Consider the following 24,177-nt stretch of genomic DNA (forward strand, 5'->3'; position numbering starts at 1 on the left):
ATGGCGATCCCATGCGACAAAAACGTCAGGAACGTTTTTGGACAGCTTTAGCTGGCCGCGAAGCGGCGAACCCCAGGGATGGGGTGAGCAATGTAGTACACCGCCGCGCACCCTCCATGGCGCGCCCTTCCGGCTCGGCCGTCCCGGGGCCTCGCTTTCGACGCTGAAATAGCTCCATGTCTTCGCTATTTCCGGGCGCATCTCAACCCCAGCGCTGCGCTTGTGGCATTTCGAAACACTTCCGTGTGTTTCGCCCTTCGGGCCGTCGCATACGACGTCCTAAAACGCTCCCGGCGTTTTAGTGCTCGCCCCATCCCTGGGGCTCGTCCCGTTGCGACCTGCCTGCGGCAGTCTAAATTCGTTCCTGACGAATTTGTCGCCATGCTAGTTTATAGCTCCGAACTTATTACTAAGTTTTTGTCGCCGATGGCATATCAGGGGGCGCTTTGGCCTGCTCCTTTGCAAAAGGGGGAACTAGGGGGATGAATGTCGCCATACTGATCATCACTTTAAATTCTTGTTTTATAATAACTTGATTCAAACACATGTCGGAGTTGTTCATCGGTAAGAACTACTTTATGGTGACATGGACTGTTAGTGTGCCACTACAGTGTTACAGCTTGAAAAATAATAAAAAAAGGATATGACAATGAGAGATATACTATTTTTTGATGCAATGCTTACTCCGAAAATCATCACATTTGTGTATTGGTTACTTTTAGTTGCTGTGTTATTTAGTGGTCTGGGAGCGATGTTTACCGCATACGGAAGTTTTTGGTCCGGGCTGGGTATTTTAGTATTTGGTAGTATCGGTGTGCGGATATGGTGTGAATTATTGATCGTACTGTTTAAAATTCATGAAAACCTGAAAAAACTGGCAGATAAAGAATAATAGTTAACACCGGCCAGGCCGGTGTTTTTCATTGTAGCACACCTGCTCTAAAGGCTTTGGACATACATATACAGGGCTTTTAGAATCTTCATTTTTTGTTCGTCACTGGCATGCTCGTGTGCCAGGTTTTCAAGCGCCAGACTGAAATCTTCCATTGTAAGATTAGGGTTGTCCAGACCATGCATCAGTTTATCAGTACGATAACGTTGCCACTTTTGCTGTTCACTATCGCTTAAACTTTGCGGATAATTACGGGCCCGGTATAAAAACAATAAGCTGTTTAAACGCTCATCGCTAAATACCGGTGCATTTACCGCAAGTTGCTCCGGTGGTAACTGATGAAGCTGAATCATTTTTTGTTTATCAGCATCACTGATAAAGCCATTGTATAGCATATAATCCGGATTGCTTTCATTTGGGTATTCAGCTGTCTGCTGATAAAGCTCGATAACTTTTTGCTGTAATTCCCGGTGTTGTTTAAACCATTCCAGATGTTCAAGACAACGAGTCCGGTCAATTCCCAGTTCAGTAGCGCGTTCGCCGCTAAGCGTCTTAGCATTAGCAAGCACCGGGCACTTATTTAAATGAATTAACTTCAGACCAAGCCGCTCTTCACCCTCCGCCAGATCAGCATTGCGGGTATAGAGTTTGCTGTTTAACGCCTCAAGATCGTCCTGTAACAATGGAGTAGGGTCAGCTTGCAGGTTGTAGCAAATAACCGCATTTTTATTGGTAGGGTGAAAAGCCAAAGGCACTATCCAGCTTACGCAACCTGAGCTGGCAGGAAATTTTGACGATACATGTACCAGCGGTGTCAGGCCGGCGATATCAATCAACTCGCTTACTTTGGCTTTTTTTCGCAGTTCAAATAAATAGCTGAATAATTTTGGCTGGTGTTGTTTGATTAGCTTGGCAATGGCAATGGTCGCGTAAACATCGGATAAGGCGTCATGTGCCTGTTCATGTGCCAGGCCATTAGCTTTGGTTAAATGTTCCAGCTTAAAACTGGGACTGCCATCTTCCCGCAGTGGCCAGTTAATGCCTTCTGGTCGCAGTGCATAACAGGCACGAACGACATCAATTAAATCCCAGCGGCTGTTACCATTTTGCCATTCACGACCATAAGGCTCGTAGAAATTACGATATAAACTGTAACGGGTTACTTCGTCATCAAATCGCAGGCTGTTGTATCCGAGTACACAGGTGGTAGCTTCACTAAACCGCTCAACGATTTTTTGCATAAACTCTGTTTCGTTCAGGCCTTTTTTATTGCAGAGTTGTGGTGTTAAACCGGTAATCAGAGCCGCTTGCGGATGAGGTAAATAATCATTTGCCAGCTGACAGTACCAGACATCAGGTTCACTGATAATATTTAACGCGGTATCAGTACGAATGCCTGCAAATTGGGCCGGACGATCTCGTTTTGGATCGGCTCCCCAAGTTTCAAAATCATAAAAATACAGGCTGTTATTGTTCATAAATAGATGCTTAGAAATAAAAATTTTAGCCATTATAGCAAGTTACTATCGGGCTGCACCCGTTTAGTGCTATAAAACATCTACACGGCCGTCGCAGTGCTATGCTGTTTTATCGAGTTAAGCTACTACCAGCAGGCTAACCCGGCATAGTCTTTTGCACCACAAATGAGATAAGGTTTACTATGAAATTAACAACGCTACAAGCAATTACCTTAAGTTTGATTGCGGCTACCGCATGTTATAGCAGCGCGAGTATACCGGCAGGCATTGTTATCCATGGCGGTGCGGGCACTATTGACCGCAGCAAGATGACAGATGAACAACAGAAAAACTACGAAGCTGTGCTGGCGGATGCGGTAAACCAGGGTTACGAATTACTTGCTGCCGGTGGCAGCAGTTTAGATGCAGTGACGCTGGCTGTTACCGTGCTGGAAGATTCGCCATTGTTTAATGCCGGCAAAGGAGCTGTTTACACCTGGGATGAAACCCATGAGCTGGACGCTGCTATTATGACAGGGCAGGATCGCAACGCCGGTGCTGTCGCCAGCGTGACTAATGTTAAGAATCCAATCTTATTAGCCAGGGCAGTAATGGAGCAATCTGAGCATGTTATGTTAACCGGCAAGGGGGCAGAGCAATTTGCTACGGCCCAAAAACTGGAGCTGGTTAACAACGACTATTTCAATACTGAATTTCGCTATGAAGCCTTAAAACGGGCAAAGCAAGCACAGCAAAAGTTACCTCATCAGGCGGTTATCGTTGCAGATCCTAATTGGAAAATGGGTACTGTAGGAGCTGTGGCTATTGATAACAATGGGAATCTAGCTGCTGCTACGTCAACCGGCGGTATGACTGCTAAACGCTGGGGCCGGGTAGGTGATGTTCCGGTAATTGGTGCAGGTAATTTTGCCGACAATAGCAGCTGCGCAGTATCTGGGACTGGCCATGGCGAATATTTTATCCGCTACAATGTTGCGGCGGATATTTGTGCCAGGGTTAAATATCAGGGTAAATCAGCTGCCTCTGCTGGTAGAGAAGTTATTCAAGAGCTGTTGCAGGCAGGTGGTACCGGGGGAGTTATCATTGTTGATAACAAGGGGAAACTTAGCTGGGCGTTTAACACTCAAGGTATGTATCGTGCGAAACGTAATCATAGCGGAATCGTTGTCGAAATTTTCGCCGATCAAATTGAAAAAGCAGGCAATTAAGCCAGCGTTGGCTAAACTAATTAGCGAGAGGCAGGTTGCATTTGGATGTTTTTGGAGGGGAATTGATGGACTTACTGAAAGTAGCCGATTATATGCATCGTCACCCGGTAACCTTCACTGTTGATATGCCAGTTGAACTGGCTGTTGATCGGCTAATTAAAGGCCGCCAGACGGGGGGGCCGGTAGTTGATAGTAATAATAAGATTGTTGGTTTTGTCTCTGAACAGGATTGCCTGGCGCGGATGCTGATGTCAACCTATCACGACCAGCAGTCGGCGAGGGTAGCGGAGGTGATGAGCGTTGAGGTGTTAACCGTTAAAGCCTATTATGGCATTATCGATTTAGCACAAATGATGCTTAAAACTAAGCCTAAGGTTTACCCGGTTGTCGATGACGACGGCTACTTATTAGGCATAATTACCCGCACCGATGTACTGGGGGCGATAGACAAAGAATTACATTCTCACTATCGGCGTGTAGTTTAACGCTAGACCTAAACCCCGCTAGCTTGGTAGCATGACGCCCTCTGATTTATGAGGGTGTTATTTTGTCTGTTGAGCCCGTATTAACCGCTTCATCATTATATTCCGTATTAAATGATTGTCTGCTGCAGGACCAATTCCGGCTGCGCCGGCGCTTAGCTAATTGCAACAAAATCGCTGACGAGGCTGCCTTGCAACAGCTTTTGCAGAAAATAGCAACCGACATCCAACGCTCTGTAGCAAAGCGGGAACTACGCCTGGCTGCCGTGCCAGCCATTAGTTACCCGATGGAGCTGCCGGTCGCCGCTAAGAAAGACGATATCAAAGCAGCGATAGCAGCAAATCAGGTAGTAATAATTGCCGGGGAAACGGGGTCAGGCAAAACTACCCAGATCCCCAAAATCTGTCTGGAACTGGGCCGTGGCGTAGCCGGCAGCATAGGTCACACTCAACCCCGGCGGTTAGCCGCGCGCAGCGTAGCCGACCGGATAGCAGAAGAACTGGGTTGTCAGGCCGGACAACAGGTGGGGTACAAAATCCGCTTTGGTGATCACACCACAAGTCAGACTTTGGTTAAGCTGATGACTGACGGTGTATTACTGGCCGAGATGCAGCAGGATCGTTTTTTAAATCAATACGACACCATCATTATCGATGAAGCGCACGAGCGCAGTCTTAATATCGACTTTCTGTTGGGGTACCTGAAACAGCTTTTACCGAAGCGGCCTGACTTAAAGCTGATTATTACCTCAGCGACCATTGATCCGCAGCGGTTTTCCAAACATTTTTTTGATGCGCCGGTGATTGAAGTGTCAGGCCGTACTTATCCGGTTGAAACCCGTTACCGGCCTTACACCGACCAGGATGACAAAGATGCCGACCAGTTACAGGGGATTTTTGATGCGGTAGAGGAGTTATACCGGGAGCCCCGCGGCGACATTCTTATTTTCTTAAATGGTGAGCGCGAAATCCGAGATACAGCCGATGCCCTTGAAAAGCTGAAGCTACCGCACACCGAGGTGCTGCCACTGTATGCCAGGCTGAGCGCAGCTGAGCAGAACCGGATATTTCAAAGCCATGCCGGTAGACGGATTGTACTCGCGACCAACGTGGCTGAAACGTCGCTGACAGTACCCGGTATTCGTTATGTTATCGACCCTGGTACCGCCCGCTTATCCCGCTATAGTTATCGTTCAAAAGTGCAGCAGCTACCAATAGAGGCTATTAGCCAGGCCAGCGCTAATCAGCGTAAAGGTCGTTGTGGTCGGGTTGCTGCTGGTATTTGTATTCGCTTATACAGTGAAGAAGACTTTATTGGCCGGCCTCAGTTCACTGATCCAGAGATCCTGCGTACTAATTTAGCCTCAGTTATCATGCAAATGCTGGCGCTTGGCCTTGGTGATATTGATGCTTTTCCGTTTTTGCAGCGTCCTGATAGTCGCTTTGTTAACGACGGTATTAAGTTACTGGAAGAATTGGGTGCGATAGAGCCACAGCGAGGCCGGCAAAAATTAAGCTTAACTGCATTAGGTAAACAGCTTGCGCGGTTACCGATTGACCCGCGGCTCGCCCGGATGGTGGTGGCAGCCAGTGGTAACGGTGCTCTGAATGAAGTGTTGGTTGTGGTGGCGGCACTTTCTATCCAGGATCCACGGGAACGGCCGCTGGATAAACAACAAAAAGCAGATGAGAGCCATGGGCGCTTTGCTGACACGGATTCCGATTTCAGCAGTTGGTTGAAACTGTGGGCGTATTTACAGCAACAACAGCAGGATTTAAGCAATAATCAGTTCCGTCGCCTGTGCCGCCAGGAGTTTCTGAATTACCTGCGGGTGCGCGAGTGGCAGGATCTGGTTAGTCAGCTAAGCCAGTTAGCTAAAGAACAGAATATGACGTTCAACAGTGGGACTGCTGACTATCAGCAGTTGCATAGTGCATTATTGACGGGTTTACTGGGGCAGGTTGGCTTTAAAGATAATGAGGCAGACTACTTAGGGCCTCGTCAGACCAGGTTTTACGCCTTTCCAGGCAGTCACCTGTTTAAACGCAAACCCAAATGGGTAGTCGCGGCGGAATGGGTTGAAACAAGCAAGTTGTACGCCCGAAGCCTTGCTAAAATTGAGCCAGAGTGGATTGAGCCGCTTGCTGCGCATTTAGTAAGCCGTAGCTACAGCGAGCCACATTGGGAGAAGAAGCGTGGCGCGGTAGTGGCCTTTGAACAGGTTTCGCTTTACGGCCTGGTGATTGTGCCTAAACGGGCTGTGTTATATAGCAAAATTGATCAGCTTGTCTGTCATCAGATTTTTATCCGCGAAGCGTTGGTTAATCAGGAATTGGGTAGCAACGAGACGTTTTTAAGCTATAACCAACGATTGATTGATGACGTTACCGCGCTGGAAGAAAAATCGCGCCGGCGTGACATTCTGGTAGACGAAGATACCCTGGCCGCTTTTTATGCTGAAAAAATTCCGGTTTGGGCTAATAACCGGATAGATTTTGCTAAGTGGTGGAAAAAACAGCGCGCCGTTGATCCTAAGTTTCTAAATTTTGACCCTGACAGCTTAATTAACCGTGATACCAGTGACATAACGGCAGATAAGTTCCCGGAAAGCTGGCACCAGGGTAATTTAACCCTGCCACTGCAATACCATTTTGCTCCGGGCGAGCCGGATGATGGTGTCAGTGTCATTATTCCGCTGGCTTTGCTAAATCAAATTAACGACAACGGTTTTGACTGGTTGATACCCGCCCTTCGTCATGACTTGCTGGTGGCCTTGATTAAGTCTCTGCCTAAACAATACCGGCGAAACTTTGTACCTGCGCCAAACTATGCAGATGCACTGCTGCAATTAGTTAGCCCCGAGCAGGGGAAATTACTTGAGGTGATCAGTCAACGTTTAAAGCGAATGTCAGGGGTAACCATTCCGGATGATGCCTGGGAGTTATCTGCTTTGCCTGTGCATTTAACCATGAACTTTAAAATCGTCGATGACAAAGGCAAAACTTTGCGTCAGGGCCGGTCTTTGTCATTGTTAAAGCAAGGTTTGCAGGGCGAAGTGCAGCAAAGTCTTAGTCAGGTGGCAGAGCAGGGAATAGAGCAAACCGAATTGACTGACTGGAGCTTTGGTGAGTTACCACGGGAATACGTAAAATTACAGGCAGGCTATGAAATTAAAGCCTTCCCGGCACTGGTAGACGAAAGGAACTCAGTAGCAATAAAGCTGTTGGATAATCCGCAGCAGGCATTGCTGACAACCAGACTGGGATTGCGGCGTTTATTACTGTTAAATGTGCCATCACCGGTAAAGTATCTACAGGAATCGTTGCCAAACAAAGCGAAATTAGGGTTATATTTTAATCCTTTTGGTCGGGTACTCGAGCTAATTGACGATTGCATAGCCGCAGGGGTGGATGTGCTGGCAGATCAACAGGCTATTCCTCAGAATACGGCTGAATTTAATCAGTTAAGGGATAAAGTCAGAGCTGAACTCGGTGATACTGTGGTAGCGATAGCATTACAGGTTGAACAAATTTTAACGTTGGGGCACGATATTCAGAAGCGCTTAAAAGGCAAAGTTGATCTGGCGCATATTCAGTCTCAGGGTGATATAAAACAACACTTAACTGAGCTGGTTTTTAAAGGGTTTGTCAGTAGCCATGGTGCCAGCAGGCTTGCTGATATACTCCGTTATTTGCAGGCGATGCAAAAAAGACTGGAGAAGCTGGCGGTAGATCCGCAGCGTGATCGGTTATTGATGCACGAGTATCAGAAAGCGGCTGATGCTTATACTAACCTGCTGGGTAAGTTTGCTGGTTCAGCAGTGGTTCCGCCACAAGTTACCGCAATTTACTGGATGCTCCAGGAGTTAAAAGTGTCATTACATGCCCAGCAGTTAGGCACACCTTATCCAATTTCCGTAAAACGGGTGCTGCATGCTGTAGCGGAAATTAAAACAAGTTAGTTGTAATAGCTTGAAGCGGTAACCCAACATACTATGCAAATTGCTCCGGTATTTATGGTACTTTACACGCTGACAGGAAAGTTCTATAACTAACACAGTAGTAATAACAGGGGAAAGTTATGTTAACGAAGGGCGATGGACGGCATTATTTCAGAATGATGGTAAATGCCGATGTGCAGTTACTGCTTAATGATCCTGAAGCAGGCCGGATGATTGATGGTATTTGTCGTGACTTAAGCGCATCGGGAATGTCAGTGGATATTGATGAGCCGTTAGAGATGGGAACCTTAATAAAAATACGGTTAGAATCAAATAATGCCTCGGTACCGCCGCTTGATGCAACTGCAAAGGTGGTACGCTGTGCTCAGGAAAGTGAAGAGTGTTATCAGATTGGCCTGGCTTTTATGGAATTAAACTAACCCGCTGTTTAAAGCGGGTTAAATGTACTGGTTAGCTAAACTGTAAATTGTTTAAGCTATTTTGCAGATAAGGCCTTTCAGATAATGGCCTTCCGGAAAAGTGCTTAGTACCGGATGATCACTATCTTGCTGCAAGCGTTCTAAAAACTGGCATTGTCTTTTGGCATCAAGTGCCGCATCGGCAACTATTTTCTGGAATAAATTGTCTTCCATTAAGCCTGAGCAGGAAAAAGTAAACAGCAAACCGCCTGGTTTCACCAGTTGCATAGCAACCATATTAATATCTTTATAGCCGCGACACGCACCAACCAGTTGTGATTTATTGTCAGCGAATTTTGGCGGGTCCAGAATCACCATATCAAATTGTCTGCCTTGTTCCCGGTATTGGCGTAGTAATTTAAATACATCGGCTTTTACTTGTTCAACAGAGCTTAAATCCAGTTTATTTAGTTTGGCATTTCGTTCAGCTGTTGCAAGGGCCAGTTCAGATAAGTCAACATTGGTTATATTACTGGCACCACCTTGCAACGCAGCGACTGCAAAGGTGCCGGTATAACTAAAACAATTTAACACGGTTTTAGCTTTAGCATAGCGCTTAACCGCTTGCCGGCTGGCCCGTTGATCCAGATAAAACCCTGTTTTATGGCCATTGATCACGTCTACTAATAATGCCATACCGTGTTCCTGAATAACCACTTCACCCGTTTCGCGCGGCAGGTGCAACCAACCGGTAGTGGCTTCTAATCCTTCTTTCTTCCGGACGTCTACATCAGAGCGCTCAAAAATACTATGCTCAGGAAACAGCTTGATCAAAGCCGCCAGTAATGGCTTGCGGCTGGCTTCAGCGCCAGCGGATAATAATTGACATACCAGTACATCAGCATATTTGTCGATAGTAATACCTGGCAGACCATCGGACTCACCGGCAATAACTCTTACCGCATTGGTGGTTGCCTGATCAAACAAGCTTTGCCTTAACTGCCAGGCTTCAGCTAACAGTGTATAGAAAAACGCTTCGTCAATAACCTGGTTCTGGACAAAGCTCCATACCCTTGCCCTGATCTGGGAGCGTGGTGAATAAGCGGCCGTCGCCAGCCATTCCCCTTTACTACTTAATACATCAACAATATCCCCGCTGTTTGGGGTACTGATAACCTGACTTATCGCATTAGAAAAGATCCAGGGATGTTGGCGCTTTAGTGCTTTCTCGCGACCTGGAGCCAGAATAATGGCCGGACTTGCAGTTTGCTTGCTCATACGCTTAGTTACACTATGCTAGACTAAAAGCCGCATTTTAGAGAAGCTGGCAGTAAAGCTAAAGCAAAAACTGCCAGTTAGTAATAATTAGGGGATTTATGGCGGATGTTCCTTCGCAAATGCAGGTTGTTGCTGTGCGGCAACCAGGTAAAAGCAATACACTTATTATTGAACGGAGGCCTGTGCCGCAACCCGCACCCGGTCAACTCCTTTTACAAGTTAAAGCTGCAGGGATTAACCGGGCTGATTTAATGCAACGACAGGGACATTATCCAGCCCCAGCCGGTGAGAGCGATATTTTAGGCCTGGAAGTCGCAGGGATCGTTGTTCAGGTTGGCAGCGAGACTGAGCAACAGTGGCTGGGATGTGAAGTGTTCGGGATTGTTGCTGGTGGTGGCTATGCCGAATATGCATTGTTGCAGACAGGGCACGCCATTCACAAACCAGCGCATTGGAGTTGGCAGCAAGCCGGAGCCGCTGCCGAGACATTTTTAACTGCTTACCAATTACTATTTAGTCTGGCAGAGTTAAAAACCGGGCAACGGGTTCTGTTGCACGCCGGCGCCAGTGGTGTAGGTACCAGTGCATTGCAACTCGCCACGCTTGCCGGAGCAAAAGTGGCGGTCACCGTAGGGCGGCCTGACAAAGCTGAAGCCTGTCGCAAACTTGGTGCTGAACTGGCAGTGAATTATCGGCATAGTCGTTTTGCCGATGAACTCTCGGCTTACTGGCCTGAAGGGGTTGATATCATTCTTGATCCTGTTGCCGGTGCTTACCTGAAAGATAATGTTAGCGTGTTAGCCGAAGATGGCATTATTATCATTTATGCTTTAATGGGTGGGCGGTCGGTTGATAACTTTGATTTAGCTCCATTGTTTAAAAAGCGAGGCCGGTTGTTATGCAGTACTTTGCGTAACCGCAGTAATCAGTATAAAACAAATTTAACGGTCAATTTCTGCAAGGCTTTCGGCCAGGCAATGACTGATGGAGAAATTGCTCCTGTGTTAAGTAAAAGTTTTTACTGGTGTGATGCCCAGCAGGCCCACGATGAAATGGCAAATAACAATAATATTGGAAAATTGGTGTTAATCTTTTAGAAACTTAGTTAGTTTTAACTATATTAAGATTTCTAATACATTGATTTATAAACAAGGATATATAAGAACAATGCAAATTGGAAATGTAGGTAAATCCAATTTTACTAAAGCTGTTAAAGCGCTGTTGAATCGTACTTATGATGACACCGTGGTTGCTGATTCACTGTTCGAACAGGCTGCTCTTTGGTTCAGTAGTTTCGCTGAACGCGAACAGCAAAGGGCTGAACGGGATCAGCAGGTATTTCTGTTTAAAAACCGCCAGGCTCAGGCAAATAAGGGCGATCAGGCACTGATAGAGCGTAATTTGCAAAAAGCGCAACAGGAGCAGGAACTGTTTAACCAGGAACAGCAAGAAGAGAGGCTTAGCCGCTATGAATCATTACGGCTTTTATGTTTAGACATACTGGCGTTATCGGAAAGTGATTCTTTTAACGACACCAATCTCCAAACTGCAAAAATTATCGGTACTATTCAGCTGATGTCGCCAACCGTCGGCAAAAATGTTGCATCTTCAAATCAAAAAAGTAAGCATCTGTACAAAGCGCTGCTTAGTTTGCGGTTGCTGGACAGCCTGTTAGCAGACGGTAATATCAGCCATCCTTTCATCATTAAGCGACAACAGGCGATGGCAGATGCCGCAGCGGATGATGAATATCAGCCTTTTCGGGACGATGTTCAGGTGCCACTGCTGATGGCAGCGCTGTTACAGGATATTGGTAGTTGTCATCCTGATGCGCGGCTTATTCTTAAGGGACCTGCAGGCGATTTGGATGAGTTCAGGGTGCTGGAGAATGAGGAAAGAACAGAGCTTCTGAAAATAAGTTATCGGGAAAGCTTAAACTTTGTTGTGCAGGCGATCGGTATTGGTGCTTATCAGGGGAATTCAAAAGAACAACGCGACAGGTATCTGCAAAATGAGCGGGAAAAACAGGCATTTCTGATATTCCTTTTAAAAAACGCCATTAAACCTGAGCATGGCGTTGGAAATCTTTTGAAAATCCCGCAAATTTATACTTCAGTTGTGTTGTCGACCAAAGCAAATTATAGCTATGAATCATTACCTAAAGTAGGTTTGGTGCTTGAAAAAGGTGTTGAGAAGGGAGTTTACAGCCCGGTAGCAGTTTCAGCACTGCTTAAAATTACCGGCGTGTTTCCGCAAGGGTTTGGGGTAACTTATATTCCGAAAGATTCCGATCGTCAGGATTTAGACAGATACGAGTATGCCATCGTCACGGGTTTATATCCGGATGATCCCCGGATGCCAGTGTGCCGGATGGTTACCCGAAACCTAACTTATAACGTATCTGCTCAGGGCTGCGTTGTTAGCGTTGACAACAATCTATATTATCCAACCGCCCGAAAAAAACTCGAGCGGATCAGTGAAGAGCGATTGTTGGAAATTTTAAGCAAGCTGGTATCGAATTTTGAAGAGCGCAAGAGCATGGCCTTGTTGCCAAAGTGCTGGCACCCTGAAGAATACTTTTCCTACACTAAAAACCAGAATCTCTGGAATAAAGCATTAATTAACCAAAATTAGTGGTTAATCTGGTTTAGGTGATGCAGTTTCATGCACTTTTGCCAGTGTGTCGGTTTCAGGAGTTGGTTCAGCTTCTGGTCCGGTCGTTACCCCAGAGGTCTCCTCTGCAGTCGATTCACCTGTAAGCTCATCACGCATTTGTTGTTGAACCAATTCTTGATTAACCCTCGGGTCGAGTGCAGCTGCCAGTGGCGATGAGACTAAATCACCTGATGCAACCTGATAATCTGATGAATGTTGCTGTGATAACATTCGTTTAGCCATTTTCTGATTGTAGTTAACCCGTTGTAGTCTGATAAACAGTATTAAACAAGCCACCGCCATATAGCCGTATAACATACTGTTACCCAGTAGTTGCATTAAGCCTGAAGCTATCAGCGGGCCAATAGTTGCTCCAATGCCAAAAGTCAGTAAAATCGTGGCTGAAAGTGCAACCCGTTCTTCTGGTTCAATATGCTGATTTGCCAATGCTGTTGCCAGTGGGTAGAGGGTAAAAGCCAGAATGCCAAAGCAGAACGTTAACGCTATTAACAGCGGTCCTTTAACGGGCAAAATAGCCATTGTCAGCACTATCAAACCTAATAAGGCACTGTTCGCCCGCAATAACCTGCTGCGCGGGATTTTGTCAGATAGTTTACCCATCGGCCACTGTGCCAGCAAACCAGCCAATATGGTGGCCGACATAAAGACCGCAATTTCTTTGGTTGATAAGCCTGAGCCTGCTGCAAATGTTGGTGCTAAACCATAAAATGAGCCTGAGATACCGCCAGCCATCAGAATGGTGGTGAGTGACTGCGGCACCTGACGCCAGAAAGGCAAAATTTTCAATGGCGCCGGATGCAAAGGTGCCGGGTGTATCCGCTTGGTCAGCGCTATTGGCACAATACAAAGCGCATAACAAATACCCACCAATAGTAAAGGCTGTAAGCCCAGTTCCGGGAAAAAAGATAGCACGGTCTGGCCACCAACCATGCCAACGTAAGACACGATCATATAACTGGCAAACACGGTACCACGTTGATTGGTTTCAGCCTGCTCATTTAACCAGCTTTCCAGCACCATGTACTGACACATCATGCCAGTACCGACCATGAGGCGTAATGCCAGCCAGATTTGCAGCTGATCAGTTAAGGCATGGCCCAGGGCTGAAGCTGTCACAACGCCGGCACTGGCAACGAAGGTACGGATATGGCCAACCCGGCCAATTAACTTATGTCCAAGTTTAGAGCCTAGTACCAGCCCGAGATAGTAAGCCGACATCATGCCGCCAATCCACAGCTGCTCAATGCCATCTGCTGCTAACGATAACCCCAGGTAGGTCGTTAGCAGGCCGGCACCCAATACCATGATCAGGGTAGTGGCGAACAGTGATGAGAAACTGCGAAAGGGACTCGGCATCAGATTATTTTACCCGCATACCTGGCATAGCTCCATCATCAGGGCTTAAGATAAATATGTCGCTGCCGCCAGGGCCGGCAGCCAGCACCATGCCCTCTGATAAACCAAAGCGCATTTTGCGTGGCGCCAGATTAGCCACCATCACCGTACTGCGGCCAACTAAATCCTCAGGGGTATAGGCGGCTTTAATCCCGGCAAATACCTGACGGCTTTCACCGTTGCCAATGTCCAACTGCAATTGCACCAGTTTATCAGCACCTTCAACCGCACTGGCACTGATTATTTTAGCCACCCGTAAATCTATTTTAGCAAAGTCATCAATGCTGATAATATCGCTGATAGGTTCACGCCCGGCAGCGGCACCGGTTTGTTCAGCAGCTATAGTTTGTTTTGCTTGGGCATGAGTTTGTGGAGTTGCCTGCAGATTATCTGTTGATGCCTCAACCATTGCCGCCACTTTTAGCGGGTCAACCCGTTGCATCAGGGCTTTAAACGGGTTAATAGCATGGTTAAGCAGCGGGCTTTGGTAGTTCTGCCAGCTGAGCTGGGTATTTAGAAAAGCTTCCACTTCGCCGGCCATGACCGGCAATACCGGTTTTAAATAATGCATTAACACCCGGAATAAATTCAGGCCCATTGAACAAACGTCATGCGCCTCCTGCTGGCGTGCGTCGTCTTTTACCAAGACCCATGGCGCTTTGTTATCTATGTACTGGTTTGCTTTATCGGCCAGCGCCATAATATCGCGGATCGCCCGGGCAAATTCCCGTTTCTCAAAGCTATCGGCAATGCTGTCGCCGGCGCTGACAAACTCCTGCAATAATAAAGGCTCCGCTACATTGGCTGCGAGCTTGCCATCAAAGCGTTTAGTAATAAAGCTGGCACAGCGGCTGGCAATATTCACCACTTTGCCCACTAAATCAGCATTTACTTTCTGGGTGAAGTCATCCAGATTTAAATCCAGATCAGTAATACCTGAAGTCAGTTTCGAGGCAAAGTAATAGCGCAGATATTCCGGGTTTAAATTATCCAGATAAGTCCGGGCTTTAATAAAGGTGCCGCGCGATTTCGACATTTTGGCACCATTAACGGTGACAAAGCCGTGGGCATAGACTGCATTAGGTTTTCTGAAACCGGCACCTTCCAGCATGGCTGGCCAGAACAGGCTATGGAAATAAATAATGTCTTTACCAATGAAGTGGTAAACCTCGGCGTTGGAGTCTGGCTGCCAGAAGCTGTCAAAATCGATATTATGTTGGTCACAATAATTTTTAAAACTTGCCAGGTAGCCAATTGGCGCATCTAACCAGACATAGAAAAACTTGCCTGGGGCGCCTGGAATTTCAAACCCGAAATAGGGTGCATCGCGGCTGATATCCCACATTTGCAGGCCGTCGGTAAACCACTCTTGCAGTTTATTAGCCATTTCCTCTTGTAAGGCACCGCTGCGGGTCCAGTCCTGTAACATTTGGCTGAACGCCGGCAAATCGAAAAAATAATGCTCAGAATCTTTTAATACCGGCGTAGCACCTGACACTACAGAGCGGGGGTTTTTAACATCGGTAGGGCTGTAGGTCGCGCCGCATACATCACAACTATCGCCATTTTGATCCAGGGCCCCGCATTTCGGGCAATCACCTTTAACAAAGCGATCGGGCAAAAACATATTTTTTTGCGGATCGTACAGTTGGCTGATGGTTTTACGTTTAATGTAACCGGCAGCGTCTAACCGTTGATATATCAGACTGGCAAATTCGCGGTTCTCTTCACTGTGAGTAGAATAGTAGTTATCAAAACCAATGGCAAAACCGGCAAAATCCGCTTCATGCTCAATTTTGGTTTGGGCTATCATTTGCTCGGGGGCAATTCCTTGTTGCTGCGCTTTAAGCATAATAGGGGTGCCATGAGCGTCATCAGCGCAAACGTAATAGCATTCATGGCCGTGGGCCTTTTGAAAACGTGCCCAGATATCAGTCTGAATGTACTCAAGCAGGTGGCCCAAATGGATAGGCCCGTTAGCATAAGGTAAAGCGCTGGTGATTAATATTTTGCGTTGCGACATCTGGTGGGCTCTTTGCATAAATAACTGAAAAAATGTTGCTTAATGATACAATAGCCAGCATTAAATCGCATCCGCCAATGCCTTAATGCGGCAAAAATGTGGCAGATAACGGCGAATTCTTTCACAGATGCAGCAACGCCTGGAGCAACAATGTTTAATTGGTTGAAAAAACCGGTTGAAAAACCAACTAAGCTGGCAGATAGCAACAACAAGTCTGCTACTGATAGCGGACAGGCCGATACTTCGGACCATCAGCCTGCAGCAGAACTGAACGCAATGTTAGCGTTATTACGGGCAACTGAGCCGGTAATGTCCAATATTCAGCATATAGTGCTGGTTGCCTCTGGCAAGGGCGGCGTGGGTAAGTCGACTACCGCTGTTAACCTGGCGGCGACACTGGCGCAAATGGGCTTGCGTACCGGCCTGCTGGATGCTGATATCTACGGGCCTTCCATTCCACTAATGTTGGGATTGGATGGTGCCAGAGCTGATTCACCCGATAACAAGCTGCTTAACCCCAAGCAAGCCTTTGGTTTAAATTTGCAATCTATCGGTTTTCTGGTTGACCCGGATAAAGCCTCAGTCTGGCGCGGTCCGATGGCCAGCCAGGCTTTATTGCAACTGATTAATGAAACCCTGTGGCCCGAACTGGATATATTAATTGTCGATATGCCACCGGGGACTGGTGATATCCAACTTACTATGGCCCAAAAGCTTAAAGTAAGTGGTGCGGTAATTATCACCACGCCGCAGGATGTGGCGTTGGTTGATGCAGGCAAAGCGATTGCGATGTTTAACCAGGTAAAAATCCCGGTGCTGGGCCTGATAGAGAATATGGCCTTCTATCTATGCCCACACTGTGGTGAGGGGGATGATATTTTTGGCACGGCAGGCGGACTGAAACTGGCTGAGCGTTATCAGGTGCCGGTACTTGGGCAGCTGCCGCTTGAGCGACAAATTCGGGAGCAGGCCGACAAGGGGGAACCTGCGGTATTAAAGCTGCAGCCAATTGCCGAAATTTACCGTACAATCTGCCACAAAATGTTAACTAATATAACCGGCGCTACTGCGCAACAGGTTGAAATTATAATAACGGATGATTAAGCATGAGATTGAGTGACCGCGATATAGAACGCTACCTGGCTGAAGGTAAAATTGGTATCACCCCGGCGCCGGATGCCGATATGATCAGTGGGGTCAGCGTTGATATCCGCCTTGGTAATAAATTCAGAGTATTTCAGGCGCATGCAGCGCCTTATATTGACCTAAGCGGGCCGCGGGCGCAGGTAGATGCCGCGCTAAACTCAGTAATGAGTGATGAAATTTATATTGCCGATGACCAGGTATTTATTTTGCACCCAAGCGAATTAGCCCTTGGCGTAACCCAGGAATCAGTAAGGTTACCAGCGGATATTGTAGGCTGGCTGGATGGTCGCTCGTCATTGGCACGCCTGGGTTTGATGGTGCATGTTACCGCGCACCGGATAGATCCGGGCTGGTCAGGTAATATTGTGCTGGAGTTTTATAATAGTGGTAAGTTACCGCTGGCGCTGCGGCCTCATATGAAAATTGGTGCGCTTAATTTCGAGTTAATGACTACCCCTGCCGACAGGCCGTATAACACCCGGGCAGACGCCAAGTATCGCGAGCAAACGGGCGCTGATGCCAGCCGCATTAGTCATGATGATAAGAGCTGAGATTACCCAGGGCGAGTAAAAATAAAAAACCCACGACTAAGCGTGGGTCAAAAAGCTATAAAGCAAAAATGAAGCGGGATGATTATGCAATAAAACTGCATAGCTTGGCAAGATCAAGCTGTTAAATTTTTGCTGTTATTTTTTGTTATCTACTGATAGACCGCCTGAAGCAGGGAGCCGAGCCATGACGCCTGGTAGTATCATCCGCTTATTAAGTCTGGCCGCAATCTGGGGTGCCTCTTTTTTATTTATGCGGGTTGCGGTGGCAGAGTTTGGCCCGGCCTGGCTGATGTTTGGCCGGGTGCTGCTGGCGTCATTATTTCTGGCAGCAGTGGCGCTCGCTTACCAGCGCAGTTTGCCTATTCGCCAGTATGCCGGCCACTTTATGTTGTTAAGCCTGTTTAACACTGCTTTGCCTTTTTTGCTTTTTGCCTATGCGGCACAAACGCTGACTGCATCATTACTGGCGGTGTTAAATGCTACGGCGCCGTTGTGGGGAGCTTTAATTGGCTGGCTGTTTTTCCGCCAGCAAATGACATTAAAAGTACTACTGGGTTTGGGGCTAGGCATTAGTGGCGTTGCAATCCTGGTAGGATTTGATGATGTTGTGGCCAACAGTGCTGCCTTACCTGCTGTCGCTGCCGCCGCCGGGGCAGCTTGTTGCTATGGTATCGCGACCTGGTATACCAGACTGGCAAGGCCGGTGCCGGCTTTTATTAATGCCCACGGTAATATGTGGGGAGCAACATTATGGTTAGTGCCCTTACTGTGGTTTATACCCATGCCGGTTGCAGAGCCCGCAACGCAAAGTATTCTGGCAGTGCTGGCATTGGGTGTACTTTGCACCGGTGTGGCTTACTTATTGTATTTTCGGCTGGTGCAGGATCTGGGGGCAACACCCACCCTGACAGTCACTTTTCTGATCCCGGTATTTGGCGTAGTCTGGGGCCACCTGTTTTTAGATGAAATAATTGGCTGGCATACCCTGGCGGGCGCCGCTATTGTTATTGCCGGTACTATGCTGGTTACCGGTTTCAGCATCAGGGCTTTTCGTGCGGCACCCGTTTTAAAAGAACAATAGTTAAAGGAGCAATAATGAAACTTTATGGTTCACAAACCTCACCTTATGTCCGGCGGATCCGGTTATTCCTTGCAGATACTCATTGTGATTTTATTAAATTGAATATTCTGGAGGATTCAGATCGCAAAATTCTGGCCGCGATGAATCCGACCTTGCGCATTCCAATGCTGACCGATGCAAAACAGACTATTTTTGATTCAGGGGTCATTTACCGTTACCTCGCGGCTAAAAATGGCGAGCCGGCGCTTAGCTGGTATCAGGAAAATCAGTTAACTGTAATCAATGCCGTTAACGATTCGCTGGTGATGTTATTTCAGTGCAGTCGCAGCGGCTTAGATACTAACGAAGATAAGCTATTTTACAATTTGCAGCGCGAGCGGATTGCCACATCCTTATTTGTGCTGGAGCAACAAGCAGCCAACGCCGAGTTTGCACACTGGCGTTATCCGGCGATGGCACTATATAGCCTGCTTGACTGGATTATGTTTCGGGAGCTGCTTGAGTTGGATGATTATCCGGCGCTACTGGCTTTTGCTTACCAGAACAAACAGCAGCCGATGGTCGCTGAATCAGACCCGCGGCTGGGGTAATTAAGCGGTTATGATTATACCGGTTGCTGCGCCTGTTTCAGCACAACCGGTTCAATCAACACGCTCTGGTTAACATCAGATAACCAGATCTGGCCTTCACTAATGTTGCACTGCAGCTGCATATTACGATTAACCAGTGCGGCCATTTCTTTTACTGCGGTTTCCGGTACTTCAGTTACCTGCAGGTTTTGATAACGCTGCAACGCTGGTTCAATGTTTTTCCACCACACCGGCACACTGCGCCCACCATAACAGAACAACTGCACCTGCCGTGCACGGCCACAGGCCTTGCGCAGCCATTTCTCATCACTCTGGCCAAATTCGACCCACAGATTGATATTGCCGGTTAAATCGCAATCCCAAAGCTCTGCCTGATCTTCTTCTGCACTTAAACCTTTGGTAAACGTCAAGCTATCGGAGGCATTAATAATAAAAGCCAGTAATCGTACCATCATCCGCTCATCGTTCTCTGACGGATGCTGGGCTAACGTTAAACTGTGATCCTGGTAGTAATTACGATCCATATCTGCAATTTGCAGCTGAACTTTAAAAACTGTCGCTTTAAGTGCCATGGTGGGGTTCCAGCTATAAAAAAGCCGCAGTGTAACGCAGCACTGCGGCTATCGCATTAAAAACAGTTTATTCGGTGGCAGGCTTAATGAGTTGCAGAACGATATAGTTCGTTCACCTTATGCCAGTTTACCAGCGTCCACCAGGCAGTGGCGTAGTCACCACGCTTGTTCTGATATTGCAGATAATATGCATGTTCCCAGACATCTAATGCCAAAATTGGCGTGCCTTGTACCTCAACCAGATCCATTAGCGGGTTGTCCTGATTGGCGGTTGAGGTTACCACCAGCTTGTTATTCTCATCCAGAATAAGCCAGGCCCAGCCAGAGCCAAAACGGGTTGCTGCCGCCTGATTAAAAGCGTTCTGTAACGCGACTAAAGAGCCGAAATCACGCTTTATCGCAGCTAGCAGTTCAACTGAAGGCTCGCCACCCTGGCCGGCAGGGGCCATGATTTGCCAGAACAACTGATGGTTGTAATGGCCACCGGCATTATTGCGAACCGCATCATTATAACGGGACATCCGCGACATAATTGCTTCCAGCGGCAGCTGAGCTAAATCGGGGAAGGTTGCAAGCTGGCCGTTTAAATTGTTCACATAAGCCTGATGATGCTTACCATGATGTATTTGCATGGTTGCTTTATCAATAACCGGCGCCAGCGCATCCGCTGGGTAGGGTAGTGGCGCAAGAGTAAACGTATCAGCGTTGACTGTGGCAACACAACCGAGGGTAACCAAAGTGGCAAGCAGTAACGATTTAGCGGTTTTTAGAATCATGAAACACTCCTGTAAAATATCAGAAAAAGTCGACACCAATTGTAAGCGCTAGATAAATATAGGTAAATTTTATAGATATAACTAACGCAACTATAACGTTATGGACGACCGTTAGCTATTATCAGTCAAAATTAACAAAACACGAAGATGACTAAGTAAAAGCTATTAAAACAGATCAGTATTTTTTTAAGCATACAAAAAAGCCGTTAAGCAAAACTTAACGGCTTTTTTGTGAAAATTAATGGTCGGTACGAGAGGATTCGAACCTCCGACCCCTTCACCCCCAGCGAAGTGCGCTACCAAGCTGCGCTACGTACCGACGTAGCGCGTATCATAATGATTCCCCGCCAGAATGCAATGCTGGAATGGTTAACTGCAGCAATTTTCGCCAGCTGCTATTAATACTGCCACTTCCTTGCTAGCATAGCCGTCTTTACGTCTTTAGGTGCTTATTGTGCTGTGGATCCCTTTTACCTTGCTGGCTGCCTTTATGCAGGCCTGGCGCAATGCGTTTCAAAAACAATTAAGTAAAGAGGTAAAAGTAGCCGGGGTTACCCTGGCGCGTTTTATCTGGGCATCGCCTTTGGCCGCTGCCTATTTATGGGGGCTGTATCAGTGGCAACCTGCACCATTACCGCAGCTGAGTGGCAGTTTTACGGGCTTTGTGGTTGGGGCGGCGCTGGCGCAAATTTTGGCCACTGCGTTGATGGTGAAGCTGTTTATGCTCAGAAACTACGCTATCGGTGCCGGGCTGGCGAAAAGTGAAGCGGTACTGGCGGCAGTATTGGGCGTGTTGTTTTTCAGTGAAGCGTTAACACCGTTAGGTTGGCTGGGCGTAGCCCTTGGTGGCGGAGCGGTGTTTTTATTAAGTGGCGCCAGTCTTCGTCAGTTATCCTGGCCGGTCATGCTACTTGGCCTTGGTAGTGGGCTAGCCTTTGCGCTAACCTCTTTATGGGTGCGCCAGGCCAGCCTGGTGCTGGGCTTGCCGTTTCCACACGGCGCGGCCTGGGTATTACTGCTGGTGGTTTTATTGCAAACCACGCTACTACTGCTTTGGTTAGCTTTGAAAGACCAGCCAACATTGTTGGCATTGTGGCAAAGGCCAAAGTTAACTGTCTTGGTTAGCGTTTGTAGTTGTGTTGGCTCCGTTGGTTGGTTTACCGCGATGAGTCTGGAGTCGGTGGCGCTGGTTAAAACCCTTGGTCAGGTAGAAGTCTTATTTATGTTACTTATTTCGTCATTTATTTTAAAAGAGAAGTTAGTACGAAATGATCACCTGGGTTTAGCACTGATTGTATTGGCCGCCATTTGTGTTATGTGGGCCTGAACATGCTTTTTTGGCAACGACTATCATTAATTTGACAGAATTAAATGCGTTCTTTGCTGGTGAAATTTTACTAACTCAGTAAAATAGGCCGCTGTTTTAACCAACCAAACTGAGTAGAAGTGGAGCAATTGGAGCAGGATCCTTTCGCCGACATCCGGCCATATCATGATGACGAAGTTGCGCCGGCCATCGCGCGTTTAATTGCTGATCGCGAGTTTATTCAGGCCATTTTGCATTACCGTTTTCCGCGTTTATCCGGGCCTTTTGGCTGGTTGCTCTCGCCATTAGTGCAACTGTGGCTAAAACGACGTTGGGCCAGACTAAAGTCGGTGAAGGCTGTGCAGTTGCAGGTTGCCGGTTTTATGGACCGGATGATTGCCAGCACCACCGACAAAGTAACTTATTCCGGGCTGGAACAGTTAGACCCGAAGCAATCTTATTTATTTTTATCGAATCACCGTGATATTGCGATGGACCCCGCCCTGGTAAATTGGTGTTTGCATCAGCAGGGCTTTGCCACAGTAAGGATTGCTATCGGCGATAATTTGCTGCGTAAAGCCTGCGCCAGTGAATTGATGAAGTTAAACAAAAGCTTTATTGTTAAACGCGGTGCCAAAGGCCCGCGCGAAATGCTGAAAAACCTGTCGCAGCTCTCCTCCTATATTAAACACTCACTGGACGATAATCACTCAGTGTGGATAGCGCAGCGTGAAGGGCGGGCCAAAGACGGTAATGATCAAACCGACCCGACCATCTTAAAAATGTTTTACATGCAAGGTAAAAAACAAGGTCTGAGTTTTAACGAGTACCTGCAAAGCCTGAATATTGTGCCGGTATGTATATCTTATGAGTATGACCCTTGCGACAGTGACAAAATTAATGAGTTATGGCAGAAGAAAACCCAGGGTAGCTATCAGAAATCCGAATTTGAAGATATTGACGCCATTATCAAAGGTATTGTTGGCTATAAAGGCCGGGTGCATGTTGCTTTTGCCAGCCCGCTGCAAGCATTGCCTGATGATCCTGACGCTGCAGCAGATTTTATCGATCAGCAAATTTGGCAACACTATCGCTGTTACCCGATTAACGCTTTAGCTGCCGGCAGTACCGAACCTGCTGTGACTGAACAAGCCACAGAACAATGGCAGCAACGACTGCAAAGTGTGCCACAGGGCGCGCAGGAAATGATGACAGCTTTGTACGCCAGCCCCATACTTAAAACCCGGCAATAATGGTTTATTTAGTTAGTGTTACAGTATTGTGGGCGTTTTCGTTCAGTCTGATTGGTGTCTATCTGGCGGGCCAGGTTGACCCTTATTTTGCAGTGTTGAGCCGGATATTACTGGCATTGCTGTTATTCAGTCCTCTGCTGCTTCGTTACCGTTTTGCCAGCAGCCTGGTATGGCCGGTGATCGGCCTTGGTGCACTGCAGCTCGGCCTGATGTATTTGTTTTATTATCAGTCTTTTTTGCTGCTTAGTGTGGCTGAAGTATTGGTATTTACCATTTTTACGCCGATGTATATTACGCTGCTGCATGATGTGCTGGCCAAACGTTTTAACCCATTGTTTTTGCTGGCTGCGCTGATTGCGGTGCTGGCCGCAGCTATAATGCGTTACCAGTCGTTAAGTGAGCATTACTGGACTGGTTTTGTTGTAGTGCAGGGCGCTAATGTTTGCTTTGCAGTGGGTCAGGTCGGATATAAAAAGTTACTGGCAGGCCATCCGCATATTAAGCAATACCAGCTATTTGGCTGGTTTTATGTTGGTGCCGCCTTAGTGGCTGTGCCTGCCTGGTTTCTGCTTGGCAGTGATCAATATCCGGCCACTGCTGTACACTGGACAGTTTTACTGTGGCTCGGGTTGGTTGCATCAGGCATGGGTTACTATGGCTGGAATAAAGGCGCCACCCAGGTGTCGAGTGGTATGCTGGCGGTAATGAACAATGCCTTGATCCCGGCCGGGCTTTTGGTAAATGTGGTTATCTGGCAACGCGATACGGATTTAGTGCGCTTAAGTATTGGCTGCGTTATGATCGGTTTTTCAATCTGGTTGTGCCGCCGGCCGGCCGGGCAGGGAGGTTAAGTGGCAAGACAAGTACAATATACTTTCAAAGGTACCACAAAAATTATTGCTTTTAGCTATGATCGGTTCGTTGATTTATACGAGGCGGTGGCCGCGGCAGAAGGTATTGACCTTCGCAGTTTTCTGGCAATGGAGCAGCAGGTGGCAAAAACCGCCAAAGACAAAGCGGCGATTAAGAATTTCCGGCAGCAAGCCTTTACCAAAATGGGCTTTAGTAACATTACTTTTATCCGCGACGAGCCCTAAGATCCATGTTCAG

The 24,177-nt window shown here is 47.3% G+C and carries 21 protein-coding genes and 1 tRNA gene; 15 read left to right on the plus strand and 7 right to left on the minus strand.

Features of this window, described 5'->3' with window-relative positions; genetic code table 11:
• The first annotated feature begins 649 nt into the window (after positions 1–649).
• Complete coding sequence (locus tag H141_RS0100005; protein WP_019674184.1) at positions 650–892, plus strand: DUF4282 domain-containing protein; 243 nt, start codon at positions 650–652, stop codon at positions 890–892.
• 47 nt (positions 893–939) lie between these two features.
• Here H141_RS0100005 and sbcB read toward each other — a convergent pair whose 3' ends face one another.
• A complete protein-coding gene (gene sbcB, locus H141_RS0100010) occupies positions 940–2,370 on the minus strand; it encodes an exodeoxyribonuclease I (RefSeq protein WP_019674185.1) in 1,431 nt (476 codons plus the stop codon).
• Positions 2,371–2,552: 182 nt separating this feature from the next.
• Between sbcB and H141_RS0100015 the strand changes: the two genes are divergently transcribed.
• The 4 genes from H141_RS0100015 (at position 2,553) to H141_RS0100030 (ending at position 8,441) form a co-directional block, all read left to right on the plus strand.
• Entirely contained in the window at positions 2,553–3,578 is a 1,026-nt protein-coding gene (locus tag H141_RS0100015) for an isoaspartyl peptidase/L-asparaginase family protein (RefSeq protein ID WP_019674186.1), read from the plus strand.
• A 65-nt stretch (positions 3,579–3,643) separates the two neighbouring features.
• The gene (locus H141_RS0100020; RefSeq protein ID WP_019674187.1) at positions 3,644–4,063 is read left to right on the plus strand and encodes a CBS domain-containing protein; all 420 of its coding nucleotides are present in this window, start codon (positions 3,644–3,646) and stop codon (positions 4,061–4,063) included.
• Between the two features lie 62 nt (positions 4,064–4,125).
• Complete coding sequence (gene hrpA / locus H141_RS0100025; RefSeq protein ID WP_019674188.1) at positions 4,126–8,022, plus strand: ATP-dependent RNA helicase HrpA; 3,897 nt, start codon at positions 4,126–4,128, stop codon at positions 8,020–8,022.
• A gap of 119 nt (positions 8,023–8,141) precedes the next feature.
• Positions 8,142–8,441, plus strand: a complete 300-nt coding sequence (locus H141_RS0100030) for a PilZ domain-containing protein (protein ID WP_019674189.1) — start codon at positions 8,142–8,144, stop codon at positions 8,439–8,441.
• A gap of 51 nt (positions 8,442–8,492) precedes the next feature.
• Here H141_RS0100030 and H141_RS0100035 read toward each other — a convergent pair whose 3' ends face one another.
• Positions 8,493–9,698, minus strand: coding sequence for a class I SAM-dependent rRNA methyltransferase (locus tag H141_RS0100035; RefSeq protein ID WP_019674190.1), 1,206 nt, complete (start codon positions 9,696–9,698; stop codon positions 8,493–8,495).
• Between the two features lie 98 nt (positions 9,699–9,796).
• Between H141_RS0100035 and H141_RS0100040 the strand changes: the two genes are divergently transcribed.
• Together H141_RS0100040 and H141_RS0100045 are read left to right on the plus strand one after the other, a co-directional pair.
• Complete coding sequence (locus tag H141_RS0100040; protein ID WP_019674191.1) at positions 9,797–10,795, plus strand: NAD(P)H-quinone oxidoreductase; 999 nt, start codon at positions 9,797–9,799, stop codon at positions 10,793–10,795.
• A 70-nt stretch (positions 10,796–10,865) separates the two neighbouring features.
• Positions 10,866–12,332: a hypothetical protein gene (locus H141_RS0100045; protein ID WP_019674192.1), complete on the plus strand. Its 1,467-nt coding sequence runs from the start codon at positions 10,866–10,868 to the stop codon at positions 12,330–12,332.
• Between the two features lie 3 nt (positions 12,333–12,335).
• Here H141_RS0100045 and H141_RS0100050 read toward each other — a convergent pair whose 3' ends face one another.
• Positions 12,336–13,730 (minus strand): MFS transporter, encoded by a 1,395-nt coding sequence (locus H141_RS0100050; protein WP_019674193.1) that lies wholly within the window; start codon positions 13,728–13,730, stop codon positions 12,336–12,338.
• Positions 13,731–13,734: 4 nt separating this feature from the next.
• Positions 13,735–15,792, minus strand: a complete 2,058-nt coding sequence (metG, locus tag H141_RS0100055) for a methionine--tRNA ligase (protein ID WP_026349115.1) — start codon at positions 15,790–15,792, stop codon at positions 13,735–13,737.
• Positions 15,793–15,942: 150 nt separating this feature from the next.
• Between metG and apbC the strand changes: the two genes are divergently transcribed.
• The 4 genes from apbC (at position 15,943) to H141_RS0100075 (ending at position 19,160) form a co-directional block, all read left to right on the plus strand.
• Positions 15,943–16,896, plus strand: coding sequence for an iron-sulfur cluster carrier protein ApbC (gene apbC, locus H141_RS0100060; protein WP_019674195.1), 954 nt, complete (start codon positions 15,943–15,945; stop codon positions 16,894–16,896).
• Between the two features lie 2 nt (positions 16,897–16,898).
• On the plus strand, positions 16,899–17,489 hold the full coding sequence (gene dcd / locus H141_RS0100065; RefSeq protein ID WP_026349116.1) for a dCTP deaminase: 591 nt from the start codon (positions 16,899–16,901) through the stop codon (positions 17,487–17,489).
• A 184-nt stretch (positions 17,490–17,673) separates the two neighbouring features.
• On the plus strand, positions 17,674–18,570 hold the full coding sequence (locus H141_RS0100070; protein ID WP_019674197.1) for a DMT family transporter: 897 nt from the start codon (positions 17,674–17,676) through the stop codon (positions 18,568–18,570).
• A gap of 14 nt (positions 18,571–18,584) precedes the next feature.
• On the plus strand, positions 18,585–19,160 hold the full coding sequence (locus H141_RS0100075) for a glutathione S-transferase family protein (protein ID WP_019674198.1): 576 nt from the start codon (positions 18,585–18,587) through the stop codon (positions 19,158–19,160).
• Between the two features lie 14 nt (positions 19,161–19,174).
• Here H141_RS0100075 and H141_RS0100080 read toward each other — a convergent pair whose 3' ends face one another.
• The 3 genes from H141_RS0100080 to H141_RS0100090 all read right to left on the minus strand — a co-directional run bounded on the left by H141_RS0100080 (position 19,175) and on the right by H141_RS0100090 (position 20,827).
• Positions 19,175–19,732 carry a YaeQ family protein gene (locus H141_RS0100080; RefSeq protein ID WP_019674199.1) on the minus strand — a complete coding sequence of 186 codons (558 nt, stop codon included), beginning with the start codon at positions 19,730–19,732 and terminating at the stop codon, positions 19,175–19,177.
• Between the two features lie 83 nt (positions 19,733–19,815).
• Complete coding sequence (locus H141_RS0100085; protein WP_019674200.1) at positions 19,816–20,508, minus strand: superoxide dismutase; 693 nt, start codon at positions 20,506–20,508, stop codon at positions 19,816–19,818.
• 242 nt (positions 20,509–20,750) lie between these two features.
• A tRNA-Pro gene (locus H141_RS0100090) sits at positions 20,751–20,827 on the minus strand.
• A 135-nt stretch (positions 20,828–20,962) separates the two neighbouring features.
• Between H141_RS0100090 and H141_RS0100100 the strand changes: the two genes are divergently transcribed.
• From H141_RS0100100 to H141_RS0100115, 4 genes are all read left to right on the plus strand, one after another.
• Positions 20,963–21,835, plus strand: a complete 873-nt coding sequence (locus H141_RS0100100; RefSeq protein ID WP_019674201.1) for a DMT family transporter — start codon at positions 20,963–20,965, stop codon at positions 21,833–21,835.
• A gap of 119 nt (positions 21,836–21,954) precedes the next feature.
• Entirely contained in the window at positions 21,955–23,067 is a 1,113-nt protein-coding gene (locus tag H141_RS0100105; RefSeq protein ID WP_019674202.1) for a 1-acyl-sn-glycerol-3-phosphate acyltransferase, read from the plus strand.
• Positions 23,067–23,918 (plus strand): EamA family transporter, encoded by an 852-nt coding sequence (locus H141_RS0100110; protein WP_019674203.1) that lies wholly within the window; start codon positions 23,067–23,069, stop codon positions 23,916–23,918. Before H141_RS0100105 ends, H141_RS0100110 begins: the two co-directional genes overlap by 1 nt.
• Positions 23,919–24,164, plus strand: a complete 246-nt coding sequence (locus H141_RS0100115) for a DUF2960 domain-containing protein (RefSeq protein ID WP_019674204.1) — start codon at positions 23,919–23,921, stop codon at positions 24,162–24,164. It abuts the gene before it with no gap.
• Positions 24,165–24,177 lie beyond the last annotated feature (13 nt).

Source organism: Arsukibacterium perlucidum DSM 18276 (assembly GCF_000382165.1).
Classification (GTDB): Bacteria; Pseudomonadota; Gammaproteobacteria; order Enterobacterales; family Alteromonadaceae; genus Alishewanella; species Alishewanella perlucidum.